General features: G+C 59.7%; 17 protein-coding genes. 9 read left to right on the top strand and 8 right to left on the bottom strand.

Annotated elements, in window-relative coordinates:
- Window positions 1-2: 2 nt before the first annotated feature.
- Window positions 3-512, top strand: a complete 510-nt coding sequence (locus AC5JQH_RS14885) for a dihydrofolate reductase (protein ID WP_008176466.1) — start codon at window positions 3-5, stop codon at window positions 510-512.
- On the opposite strand, the gene AC5JQH_RS14890 is transcribed toward AC5JQH_RS14885, so the two are convergent.
- The 4 genes from AC5JQH_RS14890 to AC5JQH_RS14905 all read right to left on the bottom strand — a co-directional run bounded on the left by AC5JQH_RS14890 (window position 509) and on the right by AC5JQH_RS14905 (window position 4004).
- A complete protein-coding gene (locus AC5JQH_RS14890) occupies window positions 509-2029 on the bottom strand; it encodes a DEAD/DEAH box helicase (RefSeq protein WP_062785656.1) in 1521 nt (506 codons plus the stop codon). The genes AC5JQH_RS14885 and AC5JQH_RS14890 overlap by 4 nt on opposite strands.
- Window positions 2030-2282: 253 nt before the next feature.
- Window positions 2283-3182 carry a haloalkane dehalogenase gene (locus tag AC5JQH_RS14895; RefSeq protein ID WP_008176462.1) on the bottom strand — a complete coding sequence of 300 codons (900 nt, stop codon included), beginning with the start codon at window positions 3180-3182 and terminating at the stop codon, window positions 2283-2285.
- 147 nt (window positions 3183-3329) lie between these two features.
- Complete coding sequence (locus AC5JQH_RS14900) at window positions 3330-3578, bottom strand: hypothetical protein (protein WP_008176460.1); 249 nt, start codon at window positions 3576-3578, stop codon at window positions 3330-3332.
- 75 nt (window positions 3579-3653) lie between these two features.
- The gene (locus AC5JQH_RS14905) at window positions 3654-4004 is read right to left on the bottom strand and encodes a hypothetical protein (RefSeq protein WP_008176458.1); all 351 of its coding nucleotides are present in this window, start codon (window positions 4002-4004) and stop codon (window positions 3654-3656) included.
- Window positions 4005-4131: 127 nt separating this feature from the next.
- Between AC5JQH_RS14905 and AC5JQH_RS14910 the strand changes: the two genes are divergently transcribed.
- Together AC5JQH_RS14910 and AC5JQH_RS14915 are read left to right on the top strand one after the other, a co-directional pair.
- Window positions 4132-5247, top strand: a complete 1116-nt coding sequence (locus AC5JQH_RS14910; RefSeq protein WP_008176456.1) for an AI-2E family transporter — start codon at window positions 4132-4134, stop codon at window positions 5245-5247.
- 122 nt (window positions 5248-5369) lie between these two features.
- The gene (locus tag AC5JQH_RS14915; protein WP_008176454.1) at window positions 5370-5789 is read left to right on the top strand and encodes a peptidoglycan-binding domain-containing protein; all 420 of its coding nucleotides are present in this window, start codon (window positions 5370-5372) and stop codon (window positions 5787-5789) included.
- Between the two features lie 73 nt (window positions 5790-5862).
- On the opposite strand, the gene ilvD is transcribed toward AC5JQH_RS14915, so the two are convergent.
- Window positions 5863-7698 carry a dihydroxy-acid dehydratase gene (ilvD, locus tag AC5JQH_RS14920; protein ID WP_008176452.1) on the bottom strand — a complete coding sequence of 612 codons (1836 nt, stop codon included), beginning with the start codon at window positions 7696-7698 and terminating at the stop codon, window positions 5863-5865.
- Between the two features lie 160 nt (window positions 7699-7858).
- On the opposite strand from ilvD, the gene AC5JQH_RS14925 reads away from it, so the two are divergent.
- Together AC5JQH_RS14925 and AC5JQH_RS14930 are read left to right on the top strand one after the other, a co-directional pair.
- Window positions 7859-9115: an HDOD domain-containing protein gene (locus AC5JQH_RS14925; RefSeq protein ID WP_092030342.1), complete on the top strand. Its 1257-nt coding sequence runs from the start codon at window positions 7859-7861 to the stop codon at window positions 9113-9115.
- Window positions 9116-9167: 52 nt separating this feature from the next.
- Window positions 9168-9746: an LON peptidase substrate-binding domain-containing protein gene (locus tag AC5JQH_RS14930; RefSeq protein WP_039882136.1), complete on the top strand. Its 579-nt coding sequence runs from the start codon at window positions 9168-9170 to the stop codon at window positions 9744-9746.
- On the opposite strand, the gene AC5JQH_RS14935 is transcribed toward AC5JQH_RS14930, so the two are convergent.
- From AC5JQH_RS14935 to AC5JQH_RS14945, 3 genes are read right to left on the bottom strand one after another with little or no spacing between them, the layout of a single operon-like run.
- On the bottom strand, window positions 9743-11200 hold the full coding sequence (locus AC5JQH_RS14935; protein WP_405418605.1) for a bifunctional DedA family/phosphatase PAP2 family protein: 1458 nt from the start codon (window positions 11198-11200) through the stop codon (window positions 9743-9745). The genes AC5JQH_RS14930 and AC5JQH_RS14935 overlap by 4 nt on opposite strands.
- Window positions 11197-12195 carry a GGDEF domain-containing protein gene (locus AC5JQH_RS14940; protein WP_008176443.1) on the bottom strand — a complete coding sequence of 333 codons (999 nt, stop codon included), beginning with the start codon at window positions 12193-12195 and terminating at the stop codon, window positions 11197-11199. The genes AC5JQH_RS14935 and AC5JQH_RS14940 overlap by 4 nt, the downstream gene beginning before the upstream one ends.
- Window positions 12192-13208, bottom strand: coding sequence for a GGDEF domain-containing protein (locus AC5JQH_RS14945; protein WP_405418607.1), 1017 nt, complete (start codon window positions 13206-13208; stop codon window positions 12192-12194). The genes AC5JQH_RS14940 and AC5JQH_RS14945 overlap by 4 nt, the downstream gene beginning before the upstream one ends.
- A 173-nt stretch (window positions 13209-13381) precedes the next feature.
- Between AC5JQH_RS14945 and AC5JQH_RS14950 the strand changes: the two genes are divergently transcribed.
- The 4 genes from AC5JQH_RS14950 to rlmH all read left to right on the top strand — a co-directional run bounded on the left by AC5JQH_RS14950 (window position 13382) and on the right by rlmH (window position 16188).
- Entirely contained in the window at window positions 13382-14638 is a 1257-nt protein-coding gene (locus AC5JQH_RS14950; protein ID WP_405418608.1) for a glutamate-5-semialdehyde dehydrogenase, read from the top strand.
- 5 nt (window positions 14639-14643) lie between these two features.
- Window positions 14644-15294, top strand: coding sequence for a nicotinate-nucleotide adenylyltransferase (gene nadD / locus AC5JQH_RS14955; RefSeq protein ID WP_014576127.1), 651 nt, complete (start codon window positions 14644-14646; stop codon window positions 15292-15294).
- A gap of 70 nt (window positions 15295-15364) precedes the next feature.
- Window positions 15365-15715: a ribosome silencing factor gene (gene rsfS, locus AC5JQH_RS14960; RefSeq protein WP_008176434.1), complete on the top strand. Its 351-nt coding sequence runs from the start codon at window positions 15365-15367 to the stop codon at window positions 15713-15715.
- A gap of 2 nt (window positions 15716-15717) precedes the next feature.
- Window positions 15718-16188, top strand: a complete 471-nt coding sequence (rlmH, locus tag AC5JQH_RS14965; RefSeq protein ID WP_008176432.1) for a 23S rRNA (pseudouridine(1915)-N(3))-methyltransferase RlmH — start codon at window positions 15718-15720, stop codon at window positions 16186-16188.
- The last annotated feature ends 8 nt before the right edge of the window (window positions 16189-16196 follow it).

Raw genomic sequence — 16196 nt, forward strand, 5'->3', positions numbered from 1 at the left:
ACATGAGAAAAGCCCTGATCGTTGCCATGTCCCGTAACCGGGTTATTGGCCGTAACAACAAACTGCCCTGGTATCTTCCGGGTGACCTTCGTTATTTCAAGCAGGCTACCATGGGCAAGCCCATTATCATGGGCAGGAAGACCTGGGACTCCATTGGGCGGCCATTGCCGGGACGGATGAACGTGGTGATCTCGCGCAATGAAGAGTGGGAAGCGCCAACCGGAACAGTGGCTGCGAAGTCTTTGCCCGAAGCGCTGGTGAAGGCCGAGGCGCAGGCGGAGCTGGAAGGTGGTGACGAAGTGATGATTATCGGTGGCGGGCAGATCTACGCCGAGGCATTGCCGATGGTTGATCGGATGTACATCACCCAGGTGCACGCTGAGGTGGACGGCGATGCGTTTTTTCCGGAAGTAAACTGGGATGAGTGGGAAGAAATCGGACGGGAGGATTTCTCCGCGTCCGATAACAACCCTTACGACTACAGTTTCGTGGTCTATCAGCGTCAGGCTTAAGCCTGACGAGGCGGGCGCTTGCCTGCGGGCTTGCCGCCCTTGCCGGGCGGTTTGCCTCGACCACCGGGGCCGCCACGACCCTTCGGGCCACCTTTCTTGAAACCGCCTTTCGGGCCCTTGCGATTCTCGCCCGGACGACCGCCGCCACCTTTACGATCACGGCGGGGAGGTGTTGCCGACACGGTTGGCAAGGCCTCTGGCTGCTCGAGGGGCAGGGAGCCTGGCTGGGCTGCTTCCATCCAGCAGGCGAGGGCGCCGGCTACCATGGCCATGTCCATGTCATTGCGCTCGGCGATTTCGTCCAGCAGCGACATCGCCTTTGCCAACTTCTTGTCTTCCGCAAAGCCCAGCAGTTGGGACTCGAACTGCTGCTCCCTCATTTTCTTGAGCTCAACGGGAGACGGCAACTCGTAAGCTTCCATCGGCGAGTTTGTTGCGCGTTCAAGCGTTCGCAGCCAACTGCGCTCGCGGGGTGTTACCAGCAGGATCGCCTTGCCTTCGCGACCGGCACGACCAGTACGACCAACCCGATGGATGTACGCTTCAGTGTCGTAGGGAACGTCGTAGTTGATGACGTGTGTGATACGGGACACGTCCAGACCGCGTGCTGCCACGTCGGTGGCAATGATAATGTCTTTCTTTCCGCGCTTCAGGTCTTCAACCGTTTGTTCACGCTGGCGTTGGTTCAGGTCACCGCTCAGGGGCGCGACCGCGTGGCCCCGGGCAGAAAGCTTTTCGGCCAGCATGGTGGTTTCCGCTTTGGTGCGCACAAAAATTATGGCGGCATCAATCGGCTCAACTTCCAGAATGCGGGTCAGGGCATCCAGCTTGCGCTCAGCATAGACCGGCAGAACGAACTGGGAGATACGCTCGACCGTGCGGGTTTCGCTTTCAATGCGAACTTCTGTGGCGTTGCGCAGGTAGGTCTGGGCCACTTTCTTGATCTGCGGCGGCATGGTGGCCGAGAACAATGCCCGTTGGCAGTTCTCCGGGGTCTTAGCCAGGATCGCTTCCACGTCGTCGATAAAGCCCATGCGCAGCATTTCGTCGGCTTCATCAAGAACCAGCGCTTTCAGGCTGTCCAGCTTCAGGGTACCTTTGCGCAGGTGGTCGAGCATCCGGCCCGGTGTGCCCACGATCACCTGGGCACCGCGACGCAGGCCCTTGATCTGGGGATAAAAGTCCTGGCCACCGTAAATGGGCAGAACGTGGAAATTCCGGAACTTGCTGGCATAGGTGGTAAACGCTTCCGCCACCTGGATGGCAAGTTCCCGTGTTGGGGCCAGAACCAGAATCTGGGGATCGGTAACAGAGGCGTCAATCCGGCTCAGCAGGGGCAATGCAAATGCCGCGGTCTTACCGGTTCCGGTCTGGGCAACGCCCAGCAGATGGTTACCGGCCAGCAGCGCGGGGATCGCCTGGGCCTGGATGGGTGACGGGGTTTCGTAGCCAACGGCGGACACAGCTTCAAGTACGGCTGGATCCAGCCCCAGTTCGGCAAAGGACAATTCAGACATTGATTCACTCGGAATTCGGGAGGTAGAGCATTGCCGGGCAATGCATGTTGTGCCGACATTATAGCGGCTTTGTTGCTGCTTTAATACGCAAAACCCCGGCGAGGCTATAGGTAGTTGCCGGGGACAGGCCATTGCGTTGCCATCCGATGCCGGGGAATCTTTGTCATGAGTCCTGTAGGCAGCTAACCGCTGCTCGGGCTCGGCACTCTGCGCCGCCAGACGGTAACCGTGTTCGGCCAGGAAAAATGGCGGCTCAGGCCGCCATTTCCGATTTCAGGGCATCGATGATGATGCGGGCGAAATCTTCCGGTGAATCTTCCTGCAGGAAATGTCCGCCCCGAAGCGTGATGTGAGGCTGGCCGTGGGCACCGGGAATCCGGCGCTGCATGTGCCTGTCGCCGCCCCGGGTAATCGGGTCGCCACTGCTGAAGCAGGTGATGAAGGGCTTCTTCCACTTCTCCAGGACCTGCCAGGCCGCCTTGTTGGCGTCGCTGTCCGGTGTATCCGGTTCCGTCGGAACCAGTTTTGGAAACGCCCTGGCTCCGGCCTTGAACTCTGCTGACGGGAATGGGGCTTCGTAAGCGGCAATTTCAGCTTTGCTCAGGGTGCGATCGGTGCCCAGTTGCACGATACGACCGACCGGGAACCAGGGGCTGTGGGTGGCAAATGCCTTCCACATGGAAAATACCGCTGGAACAGGCGTTTCGCCGGTCGGCAGCATGCCGTTTCCGACGATGATTCGGCTGAATCGCTGACGGTGTTCCGCGGCCAGTCGCAGGCCCAGCAACGATCCCCAGTTCTGGCACACAAGGGTGATATTGGTCAGGTTGAGCTGTTCAAGCCAACTGGCCAGCCACGTGAGATGGCGGCCGTAACTGTAGTCTGTAACCGACGCCGGCTTGTCGGATTTGCCGAAGCCGATCAGATCCGGGGCCAACACCCGGTGACCGGCCTCGGCCACCAGAGGGATCATGTGCCGGTACAGGTAGGACCAGGATGGTTCGCCGTGGAGCATGAGAACCGGCGAGGCGTTTCTAGGGCCTTCGTCAACGTAGTGCATCCGGAGACCCGGTTCTACGTCAAGATGGTTTGGAGCAAAGGGGTAATCCGGAAGACCTGCGAAGCGGGCTTCATCGGTTCTCAGAATACGCATGCCATCGACTGTCCTGACTGATTGGTTGCGTGATTGCCGGGCGGCATCCGGTGCTCATAGTGCCCTACTACAATCGTCGAAGATCAGGATAAAGCAGATGGAAATTTTGTGTGTTTGAGTTGCGTAACAGAGCGTTGTGGCTTTGAATCAGGACGCAATGCCAAACAGGCGTTCGGGGTTGTCAACGCGGGCCAGAGCGTCATCGCAACAATTGACGGCGCCGCAATCGTCGGCTGAGCAAAGGCCAATGGTCTGGCACTCCATGTTCTGGTGCTGGTCGCCCTCATTCCGGAAAATCCGGGCCCTGGAGAGAATCGAGTGGCAGTGGCCACAAAGGAGTGTGGGAACCGCGCTGCCTTCAGCAAGAAGTGCTGTGTATTGATGTTGTTCAGTCATAAATATCCTCCTGATACTGCCCAACATATGGGCCAAGTATGACATTTCAAAGTCGGGATGCCGGTGTTATACGGCTTAACTGTCAGGATCGACCAGTGGCCGACGGTTGGAGCGCTTGTCATCCCAGTCAAGTTCCTTGGGGTCATACCAGCCGATTGCCCCCAGCACTCTCTCCCGAGTCTGTGGCGACAGGGTAGGCCACAGCTCCTGGAAGTCCTCGAGGCCGAGCTCCCTCTGCTTCATCTGCTTGCTCTGGAGCCGGTTGATAATGCGTGGTAGCTGCAGGGCCTCGCCTAGCTGACCCGGCACCATGACTTCCTGACCCATCACTTTGCGCCGGTGCGTTCGGGCGGCCAGAACCTTGCGCAACTCGGTGGCCGCATCCAGGGCTGTTTCGATGGTGAAGGTTTCCAGTTCCAACAACATGACCTGTCTATTAGTTGATCAACAACCGTCCACTATAACCCGAAGACAGCTACAGTGGCCACGCCAGCGTGGTAGGGTAGAATGACTCGTTATATCGCAGAACCAACATCAGGGAACCGCATAATCTATGTACGCAAAACTTGAAACACGGACTTTTCTGGCGTTGCTGGTCGGCGTTTCCCTTGCCTTTGTTTTTCTTATGAAGCCCTTTTTCGGGCCCATATTCTGGGCGGTCGCCATCGCCCTGATTTTCCACCCGGTGCAGCAACTGCTGGAGCGGAAACTCGGGGACAGGCCCAATGTAAATGCACTGATTACCCTGTGTATCTGCATGTTCATCGTGGTTATCCCGGTTCTGGTACTGGTGACCTCATTGGTTGCCGAGGGCGTCGCGCTTTATCAGCAGATCCAGAGTGGTGAAATACGCCCCGGGGAATACATAGATCGGGTCAACCAGTCGTTCCCCGCCATCCAGGCCTTCCTGGCACAGTTTGATATCAGCTTTGCCGAGCTGAGGGACCGGGCCGTGAGTATCTTTGTCGGAGGAAGCCAGTTCCTGGGCAGGCAGGCGCTGGGCGTGGGCCAGAATACCTTCCAGTTTTTTCTGGGCCTGGCCTTGATGGTGTACCTGGCGTTCTTTCTGCTTCGGGATGGCCGTGCGCTGGTCGAGCTGATGATTCGGGCTCTGCCGCTGGGCGATGAGCGGGAGCGGTTGCTGTTTGCCAAGTTTGCGGAGGTGACCCGCGCGACCGTCAAGGGCAACCTGCTGATTGCCATCATCCAGGGGGCTCTGGGCGGGCTGATTTTCTGGATCCTGGGCATCAGCGGTGCGTTGCTCTGGGGTGTGGTTATGGCGATCGTATCGCTGTTGCCGGCTGTGGGTGCGGCGTTGGTCTGGGTGCCGGCAGCCATCTACCTGGCGGCCGTGGGCGATGTTGTCGAAGCGGTGGTGCTGACAGCCTTTGGCGTGGTGGTCATCGGGTTGGCAGACAACCTGCTGCGCCCGGTACTGGTTGGTCGTGATACCAAACTGCCGGACTACATTGTTCTGTTGTCGACCCTTGGGGGCATTGTCATGTTCGGCATCAACGGATTCGTAATGGGACCGCTGGTAGCTGCACTGTTTATGGCGTTCTGGGGCATTTTCATCCGCGAATTCAGCGAAGAAGCCCACCGCCCAGCCGCTTCTGCGGACGAAGAGACCCCTGCGCAAAGCAAGAAAACGGGACATGATGTCCCGTAAGGCGACATGCGACAAAAGTATGGTAGTCTTTTAACCGTTTGCCCCAGCCTGTGGAGATAGGCACCACACAACAAGAAAGAAACGGATATCGATGAGATATCAGGAGTTAGCAGGTGAGTACCATGAGAAACGCAACAACCCGATTGGGACGCCTGGCCGCAGCGGCCGGATTGGCGGTCACACTGGGCTTTGCCCCTGCAGCCTTCGCGGATGAGATCGTTGCACTCAAGAACGCGCTCTACGGAGCAGGATACGACATTACCAATGTCAGCCCGCAGATGGATGACTCAACCCGGTCCGCGCTAACCCGGTTCCAGCAGGATAATGGTCTTCAGGCCACGGGAAATCTGGACGATCCGACCAAGGAAGCCTTGGGTATGATATCGGTTCAGGTTGCCGCTTCGGCACCGTCACAGTCCGCCGCAGCCAGCAGCGCGCCGGCTCAGGAGTCGGCTTCTTCCGCGGCAGAAACCTCGGCCCCGGAGCCTGAGCAGGATGACGCCATTGAAGAAGAGGAAGATGGCGGCTGGTCGCTCTGGTAATCGGAGTTTCCTGAACAAAAAAGCCCGGCGAGATGTCCCGCCGGGCTTTTTTGTTGGTTCAGGATCTCAGTGCTCAGTCGAGCTTTTCGAGATCCCTAACGGCGCCCTTATCGGCGCTCGTGGCCAGTAGCGCATAGGCTTTCAGGGCTGCAGACACCTTGCGGTCCCGTGGCAGTTCCGGTTTCCAGCCCTTGGCGTCCCTGGCTTCCCGGCGACGATCCAGTTCGGGCTGATCCAGCTCCACGTTGATGCTCCGGTTCGGAATGTCGATGCGGATTGTGTCGCCATTTTCGATCAGGCCAATGGCTCCGCCGGCGGCCGCTTCCGGCGACGCGTGGCCGATGGACAGGCCGGAAGTGCCGCCAGAGAAACGTCCGTCCGTCAGTAGCGCGCAGTCTTTGCCGAGTCCCTTGGATTTCAGGTAGCTGGTCGGATACAGCATTTCCTGCATGCCCGGTCCGCCACGGGGCCCTTCGTAACGGATGATGACAACCTCGCCCGGCTTGACCTCGTCGGAGAGAATTCCGGCAACGGCGGAATCCTGGCTCTCGAATACCCTTGCCTTGCCTTCGAACACGAAGATGCTCTCGTCTACGCCCGCAGTCTTGACCACGCAGCCGTCCAGGGCAATATTGCCATAGAGTACGGCCAGGCCGCCTTCGGAACTATAGGCATTCTCAACCGAACGGATGCAGCCGGTTTCCCGGTCACCGTCCAGGGTTGGCCAGCGGGTGCTCTGGGAGAAGGCGGTCTGCGTGGGAATGCCGGCGGGACCGGCCTTGTAGAACTCGACCACTTCGGTGGGCGGCGACCTCATGATATCCCAGGTCTCGAGCGCTTCTCGCATGGTCTTGCTGTGCACGGTGGGAAGGTCGGTATTGATCAGACCGCCCCGTTCCAGCTCGCCGAGAATGCCCATGATACCGCCGGCCCGGTGCACATCTTCCATGTGATATTTGGGTGAGTTCGGAGCCACTTTGCAGAGTTGCGGAACACGACGTGACAGCTGGTCGATCTCGTTCAGGGTGAACGGAACACCGCCTTCCTGGGCAGCCGCCAGCAAGTGGAGGATGGTGTTCGTTGAGCCGCCCATGGCGATGTCCATGACCATGGCGTTTTCAAAAGCCGCCATTGAAGCAATGCTCAACGGCAGTACGCTGGCGTCATCCTCCTCGTAATAGCGCCGCGCATTCTCCACAATCTGTCGGCCGGCTTTGAGGAACAGCTGCTCCCGGTCGGCGTGCGTTGCCAGGAGCGAACCGTTGCCCGGCAGCGCCAGACCGATGGCCTCGGTGAGGCAGTTCATGGAGTTGGCGGTGAACATGCCGGAACAGGAGCCACAGGTCGGACAGGCGCTGCGCTCATACTCTTCCACCTGTTCGTCGGAGGCGTTGGGATCTGCAGCAATGACCATGGCGTCCACCAGGTCGAGCTTGTGCTCCGACAGTTTGGTCTTGCCTGCTTCCATGGGGCCGCCAGAGACGAAGATCGTGGGGATGTTGAGGCGCATGGCAGCCATCAGCATGCCCGGGGTGATCTTGTCGCAGTTGGAAATACACACAAGCGCATCGGCACAGTGGGCATTGACCATGTACTCTACGGAGTCGGCGATGATCTCCCGGGATGGCAGGGAGTAAAGCATGCCGTCATGGCCCATGGCGATGCCATCATCGACCGCGATGGTGTTGAATTCCTTGGCAACACCGCCGGCGGACTCGATTTCGCGGCACACCAGTTGCCCGAGGTCCTTAAGGTGCACGTGGCCGGGCACGAACTGGGTGAAAGAGTTGGCAACCGCGATGATCGGTTTGCCGAAGTCGCCGTCTTTCATGCCGGTGGCGCGCCAGAGGGCACGGGCGCCGGCCATGTTGCGGCCTGCGGTGGATGTCCGCGAACGATACTGGGGCATGGGGTTCTTTTCTCTCTGTTGTTACCTGATGACGTTGATCAAAAAAACAGAGGATACCAGATTAGACTCCAGGCGCATGGTTGTTTTCAGAGCCTCTGTTTACAATAGTTAACACAGTTGCCAACTTATTTTCCGGTTTGATCCGACAAGGAGTATGCCTATGGCCGGCCAGGAAAGCCTGCCGCTTCGTCGCCTTAAAGAGTTCCAGCCTTTGAACCGGCTGACCGATGACCAGTTGGTTTTGCTTGCCAGCCGGGCCGAGCGTCGTACCCATGGGCCCGGGCAGAGGGTTCTGGAACGTGGTGTCCGTGACGGTCTCGATTTTTTCCTGGTGGCAGGAAAGATTGAGCTTGAGTCCGTGGATGGCCGAAAAACGATCATCGAAGCCGAAACAGAGAAAGCTCAAAACCCGATTGCCAGACTCCAGCCACGGATGTACGACGTTACAGCCGTCAAACCCTCGGAATTCCTGGTCGTCGAGCAGGACATCCTTAACCAGTTGCTGCGTTCGGCGCCTGTCGAACAGGTTGAGATGGATTCAGGTGAAGGCAATGGAGGGCTCGAGAGCGAGGAACATCACCTGCTGATGGAATTCCTGTCGGAGCTGAGATCGAACCAGGTGAAGCTTCCCAGTGTGCCGGATGTGGCCTGGAAGGTCCGGCGGGCGGTAGATCGCGAGGAGTCGACGGCGGATCAGGTGGCTCTTGCCGTATCGGCCGACCCGGCGATGGCGGCCAAGCTCGTTCGCGCCTGTAACAGCCCGCTTTATCGCGGATTCAGTGATGTCCGGAATGTCCGGGAAGCAGTGGTCCGTTTGGGCATGCGCACTACCCGCCAGCTGGTGACGGTGTTTTCCATGCGTGAGGTGTTCAAGACTCGTCAGGCGTCGCTTCAGAAAGAGATGGAAAAGCTTTGGCGTCACTCTCGTGAAGTGGCTGCGCTTTGCTGGGTGCTGGCGGATCACGCCACCAAACTGAATCCGGAGGAGGCGTTGCTGGCGGGGCTGCTCCATGATATCGGCGTGGTACCGATCCTGGTCCAGGCGGAACATCATGTGAATCTCTTTGCCGATGAGGCCAACCTCAGCCATGCAATCCGCGAACTCAGGGCGGATGTGGGTACGGCGGTTCTGGAGAACTGGTCGTTCCCGCCGACGTTCGTTGAGGCGGTCCGTCATGCCGAGGACTGGGGCTATGAATGCCGAGAGACATCACCCCAATTGGTGGATGTGGTTATCGTGGCGCAATTGCATTCGATGATCGGTTCCAGCCAGAATGCCGAGCTTCCCCCGTTCGACCAGGTGCCAGCGTATCGGCGTCTGGGCGAGCTTGAACTCAATGCTTCTCGCAGTTTGCAGCTTCTGACGGAGGCCAGGGCCCGGGTCGACGAAGTTCAGCAATTGTTGTCCATCCGGTGATTGTCCGGGCTGTGTAAACTGTGGAGTCTGCTTTCCGGTGACTGTTGCACTTATGAATGTACCTTTGTTCCCCCTGAATTCCATCGTCCTGCCCAGGGGGAGGATTCCCTTGCAGCTGTTCGAGCCGCGCTACATCGACATGCTGACCCGTTGTCTCAAGGAGGATCGTGGGTTCGTTGTGGTGCTGTTGCAGGAAGGCGGAGAGGCCGGGCGCACCGCCGCCTTCTACGATATCGGCACCTATGTACGTATTATTGATTTCCAGCAGCTGGAAAACGGCCTTCTGGGGATTACCGTTGAGGGCGAATCCAAGGTCTCCGTGGTCCGCAGCTGGCAGCAGGAAGACGGCCTGAATGTGGGGGACGTAGAGTGCCTGATTGAAGAGGCAGAGAGTGAGGTGCCGGAGCGTTTCAGCGAGTTGCCCTCGGTTCTTAAGGCGTTGTTTCGTCATCCGGTCATCCGGGACCTGAACATGGACATTGACTATGGTGATGCCCGGGATGTTGGCTGGCGGCTCACGGAACTTCTGCCCCTGGACAAACAGGAGAAGCAGAAGCTGGTGGAATTGCAGGACCCTCTGGAGCGGCTCACCCGGCTACAGGGGCTTCTGGAGGCGCTAGAAGAAGGCTAGGTGCCAGCAACCGGCCTGAAGTTCAGAACCGCCTGATCCCAGGACAGCAGGATGTAGGCTCCCGTAAGGATTAACCAAACCACCGCTGCACCAACGATGGTGATATCCGGCGCCAACGGAACCTTGTCATAGCGGCTGTAACTGGCCCGCACCGCACCGGTAACGGCCAGGGCAAGCAGCAGTCCTCCAATCACATCGGTGAACCAGTGCACCCCAAGGTAGAGCCGGCTCAAAGCCACGGGCACCAGTGGCAGCGAGAGCAGCACGTAGTATTGCCAACGTCTCCGATGCCTGCTTTCGCCGGCGACGAAACTTGCCAGCAGCGTCACCAGCAGGGTGATGCCCGCCGTGTGACCACTGGGAAAAGCGCCGGAATTCGGCGGGCCCATGACTTCATCCGGCCGGGGCACGCCCAGCAGCGCCTTCAGGCCCCAGACCAGAACCACCGTCACTGCGATAGCCGCCAGAACATGGATGGCCGCGGCGTAATAGCCCCGGAATAGCAGTGCCGCGCAGGCGAGCACTCCGGCGGTCATTAACACCGGCGCGTCACCCAGCAGGGTAATGGCAATGAAGGGACCGTCCAGCAGAGGTTGCCGGAGTTGCTCAAACCAGAGAAGGGTGGCCTGATCGAACCCATCCAGGAGGCTGGTGGCGGTAGCCAACTGCCCCCAGATCAGAAGAAGTGCGGAGGCACCCAGCGCCAGCATGAATGAGGCCAGCGGGAATTCGCCCTCCCGGGCCGGCCGTTGATTCGTGTACAAGCGCCAGAAACGGTTCGTAGCCTCGTATTGTGCCATCCACTGCTTCAGCCAGCGGTAGAAACGGCTGTCCTCCCCGAGCCCCAGCTGAAACCTCAACAGCACGAAATAGACCACCGTCAGGGCGGCTAGGCTGATGCCGATGACCGCGTAAAAATGCGCCGGAGGCCTGATATCACTGGCCAGGGCACTGCCCACCAGAAACCCCGGGAAGATGTAGACTGGCGCCCAGGCAACAGCGGAGCCGATGTTGAAAGCCAGAAAGCGTCGCCAGGACATCATCAGGGCCCCGGCCACGAGCGGGATGATCGGTCTGACCGGGCCGACGAAGCGGCCGATGATCACACTCTTGCCGCCGTGACGCTTGAAGAAGCGCTCCCCGGTAGCGATGATTTTTGGATAGCGGCTCAGTGGCCAGGCGGTTGTCAGGCGCCCCTGCAGCAGTCGCCCCAGACCAAAACTTGCCGTGTCGCCGGCGATGGCCCCAAGGCCCGCCCAAAGCAGTGCTTCCGCAAGCGGCATGCCGGTCTCCCCCGCCAATACGGCGACGGCAAACAGGATGGCGACACCCGGGACAATAATGCCGGCTATAGCGAGTGATTCGATGAAGGCAGTCGTAAACAGGGCTGTTGCCAGCCAGCCGGGATGCAGGCTGAGCCATGCCGACAGATCGTTCAGCCAGGCACTGCTCATGTTTCGATGGTTTCTCCCGGGCTGAACCAGACCGAATCCGTACCGCGTCTGCGAGCTTCTTCCATGGCCTGGTGGGCCCGGTCCCTGAGTGTGTCGGTACGGGTGTCGCCACTGCCGCGGGTGGTGCAGCCGAGGCTTACTGTGGCTTTGCCAACCACCGGCCAGTGGTGTTCGGCAATGGTGCGGCGAATCCGCTCGGCAATCACTCGCACGCCTTCTTCCGGGGTAAACGGCAGGATCAGGAAAAACTCCGAGTCTTTCAGTGTGTACAGGGTATCGCCGGCCCGAATCACGCCGAAGAGGTGCTCGGTCATATCCCTGAACAGGCCCTGAACCTGGTCCCTGCCGTGAAGGTCGGCCACTTCGTCGGCGTAATCAATGCTCAGGTCGATGACGGACAGGCAGTGCCCCGTGGCGATGGCACGGCTGATCTCTTTCTGAAGGGTTTCATCCAGAAAGCGGGCATTATGGGCGCCAGTCACCGGATCGGTAATGGCGAGGTCTTCTGCCGACTGGGCCATGTGGTCATAGTGCCAGATGTACAGGGCTGCAACCGCCAGAAGGATGAACAGGCCCCCCGTGATGGCAATGGCGTCAGCCGGTGCCTTTTCGAGGAACAGGATGATCGACATGGGTACCAGCAGCAGAAGCGATAGCCCGACGCCCTGACGCAGGGGCAGGATAAGCAGATTCAGCACCAGCAGGGGCATGGCCCAGTGGCTGATGCCCGGGGCATCCATGGTCAGCAGCGCTGCCAGCATGCCACTGTTCAGGCCGGAGAGGATGACCAGGTGCCCGGGGGCCGACAGCTGGTGCCGGCGGCAAATGATGGTGTAAACGGCACCCGCGAGGGTCAGAACCGCCATCCCTGAGGCCAGGTAAAAGAGTTCATAGAAGCCATAGCGGAGGTTCTGCATTGCCAGGGTGAAAATGAACAGGCAGGCGATGCCGTAGCCAAAGGCATGGGTCCAGGTTCTCAGTCGGGTCTCTGTCATGCCAATGGCCCCTCTGCCCGAGGCTGGCTTGGTTGTGCCGGCTGCGACCATGAACTGTAGGCCTGGCTTCGGTTGCCTCCCTGCTGCTGGGCCCGGCGCAGGGCATTCGCGGCACTCTGCTGCAGACTGTTGGCATCGTCACCGATATTCAGGCCGGCGATCCCGGTGCTGACGGTCAGGTTCATACCGTGGGATTCCAGAAGCGTTGCCAGGCCCTTGCGGATCGTCTCGGCGCGGGCGATTGCGTCGCTGGTGGAAATGCCCGGCAGGATCACCAGAAACTGCAGGTCCGCGACCCGGTAGTAGGTGTCGAAATCACGGATCTGGGAATGCAGGTAGCGACCAATGCGGGGAAGAATCGAGCGGATGTCCTCATCCGGTTCGTCATCGCTCAAATGGGTGTCCAGCCCGATCATGATAATCGACATATCGGTGCCTTCCCGCTCACTGCGCTGGATTTCCTTGTGCAGGTCGGCAGACAGGTATTCCCGGCTGGCCGCCTGGGTCAGTTCGTCGGTACGGCGCAATGGCGCAAGTTGACGGGTCTTGTAGTCCCGCAGGAAGACCAGCAACGCCGAAAGCAGCAGGGTAAGAAGAAAGGCGCTGATCATTTGGTGGCGGTCGGCAAGGCCTACCGCCCATTGTGTCGCGATCATTGCCAATACAGCGATAATCAGTGTTACCACGGCTGCGGCCGCTGGCGGAACCAGGGCGAAAGCAACCAGAGGGAGCGCGTAAAGCCAGTGGCTCAGGATCCATGGGCCGGTCCAGAAACTGGCCAGCAGTATCAGCAGAAGCACGACAAAGAACGCCTGCTGGATTCTCGGCCAGGGCTGGTGGACCCGGTTGGGGTGGAACGTCTTTCCGGCAATGACAATACCTGCCGCGGCAGCCGCGGCTGCGGCAACCATGGGTTCGCCCAGCACGGCGCAAAGGGTCGCAATGGCGATCAGGGCCACGAAGCCCGCTCGCGACAACTTGCTCAACAGGAATTTTTCGGCCATCTGGGCCATGGTGTCCTTCCTTTTCCCGAACTCCCTTGAAAAACCGTCCCCGGGGAACCTTTATAGGTCCGAGTATGGCATATCGCAGCGGTATAATATCTGTTTGGGATGCGTACTTGAAACGGGAAAGGTAAAGTTAGGCCCTGATTCCTGATTCCGCTTGAAAACAGAAAGGTATTTGAATGGATATTGCAGCGTACATGGCTGAGGTTGGGCAGCAGGCCCGTGCAGCGGCAACCGGAGTGGCTCGTTCGACCACCGCCGTGCGTAATCAGGCGCTCCTGGCGACGGCCGAGGCCCTGGATGCAGCCCGGGAAGAGCTGGCCCTCGCTAATGGCAAGGATCTGCAGATGGGCCGGGAAAATGGCCTGGATGCGGCGATGCTTGACCGGCTGGAGCTGGCACCCCAGCGAATCGATACCATGATTGAGGGCCTGCGCCAGGTGGCCTCCCTGCCAGACCCGATCGGTGCCATCACCGACATGAACTACCGGCCCTCCGGTATCCAGGTGGGCAAGATGCGTGTTCCGCTGGGCGTCATCGGTATTATTTACGAGTCCCGTCCCAACGTGACGGTCGAGGCTGCGAGTCTGTGCCTCAAGTCGGGCAATGCGACCATTCTCCGGGGCGGCTCAGAGTCCATTCATTCCAACCAGGCCATTGCCCGCTGTCTTTCCGCGGGGCTCGCCAAAGCGGGACTGCCCGAAAATGCGGTGCAGGTGATCAAGACAACGGACCGCGCTGCGGTCGGAGAGTTGATCACCATGCCGGACTACGTTGATGTGATTGTGCCCAGGGGCGGCAAGGGGCTGATCGAGCGCATCAGCCGCGATGCCCGGGTGCCTGTTATCAAACACCTTGATGGCGTCTGCCATGTCTACATCGATAGCCATGCCGATCCGGAAAAGGCGCTGAAGGTGGCGATCAACGCCAAAACCCACCGGTACGGAACCTGCAACACCATGGAAACCCTGTTGGTGGATGCAGAAATCGCCGAGGATATCCTGCCTCTGCTGGCCCAGGCTTTTGTTGAAAAAGGCGTGGAATTGCGGGGCTGCGAGCGAACACGGGCCATCGTCGAAGGCGTGGTCGAAGCTACCGAGGCAGACTGGGAAGCCGAATATCTGGCTCCGGTCCTGGCAGTGCGTGTGGTTGACGGCCTGGAAGGCGCCATTGCCCACATCAACCGCTACAGCTCCCAGCATACCGACAGCATCATTACCGAGAACTACACGCGGGCACGGCGCTTCATCACGGAGGTGGATTCCAGTTCGGTGATGGTCAATGCCTCCACGCGCTTCGCCGATGGGTTCGAGTATGGTCTGGGGGCCGAAATCGGCATCTCCACTGACAAGATCCACGCCCGGGGGCCGGTGGGGCTGGAAGGCCTCACATCCCAGAAATACGTGGTCTTCGGTGACGGGCACATCCGGACCTGATGCCCATGCATGTCATTTATGGAGGGACCTTCGATCCGGTGCATCATGGCCATCTCAGGCTTGCGCTGGAAATCAGCGATCGTCTTGGCGTGGATTACGTCAGCCTGGTGCCCTGTCATATTCCGCCGCACCGGGGGCAAACCGGGGCGTCTTCCAGTCAGCGCCTGGAGTTGTTGAGGCTGGCAGTGGCCGGTGAGCCCCAGTTGCGGATTGACGACCGTGAGCTCTCACGGGAAGGAGCGTCCTACACCGCCGATACCCTCCGCCAACTCCGGGCCGAGCTTGGCCCGGATGAACCCCTGGTGATGGTGGTTGGCACGGACGCATTTGCTGGCTTCGATCGCTGGCGGGAATGGCAGCAGATTCCGGGTCTGGCGCATGTGGTTGTGGTCCGTCGGCCGGGCCCGGCATTGGATCCATCCTCCGAACCGGCCCGATTGCTGGCAGAGCGCGGTGTGGAAAGCCCGGAGGCCCTGCATGACAGCCCCTGCGGCTGCGTTCTTGAGCTGGATCCACCCTTGCTGGATGTTTCCGCGACCGGTATTCGGGAGCGTATCGGTGACGGCCGTTCGCCACGCTATCTGGTGCCTGACTCGGTCTGGACAGAAATTCGCCGCCAGGGGCTCTATGGAGCATGCCCTGACGGGAACTTTTAGTGCTACAATCGCGTCTGAATATGACATTTCGGGCGGCCATACCGGCAAACGCCCGTCCAACAGGGTGATTATGCAGGCAGAGCAACTGAAAGATCTGGTAATTAATGCGCTTGAAGATGTGAAAGCACAGGACATCAGCGTAATCGATGTCCGTGACCGCACCAGTGTCACCGACTTCATGGTTCTGGCATCCGGAACGTCCAACCGACATGTAAAATCCCTGGCAGACTCCGTCGTGGTCGAAGCGAAGGAGAAGGGCGTGCGCGCGAGCAATGTTGAAGGTGCCGGCGTCAGCGACTGGATTCTCGTGGATCTGGGCGATGTGGTTGTTCACGTTATGATGCCTGCCACACGAGAATTTTACGATCTGGAGCGCTTCTGGCGTGATGCTCCGGATCTTGGTGTTGCGGGCAGCGAATAATCATGCGGTTACGCCTGATCTGTGTGGGGCAGAAAATGCCCGACTGGGTCAGTACCGGATTCGGAGATTACGCCCGCCGCATGCCGCCGGAGCTACCCGTGGAACTGGTTGAAATCCCCGTCGCCCATCGGGGCAAGAATCCCGATATCCCCAGGCTGATGCAGCGAGAAAGTGACGCCATTCTGGCGGCCACCGGCGCGAAAGACCGGGTCATCGCGCTGGAGGTTGGTGGGCGGCCGTGGTCGACCGAAAAGCTTGCGGCGCAGCTGGAGAACTGGCAACAGGATGGCCGGGACGTCAGCTTTCTGGTGGGCGGCCCGGATGGCCTCGCCGACGATTGCCGCAAACGGGCCGACCAGCAATGGTCGCTGTCGCCCCTGACCCTGCCTCATCCCCTGGTCCGTATTGTTCTGGCAGAGCAGCTCTACCGGGCCTGGTCGATCACCCGCAATCACCCGTATCACCGGGCCTAGGGGGACGT

This window comes from Marinobacter sp. H13, from assembly GCF_059072335.1.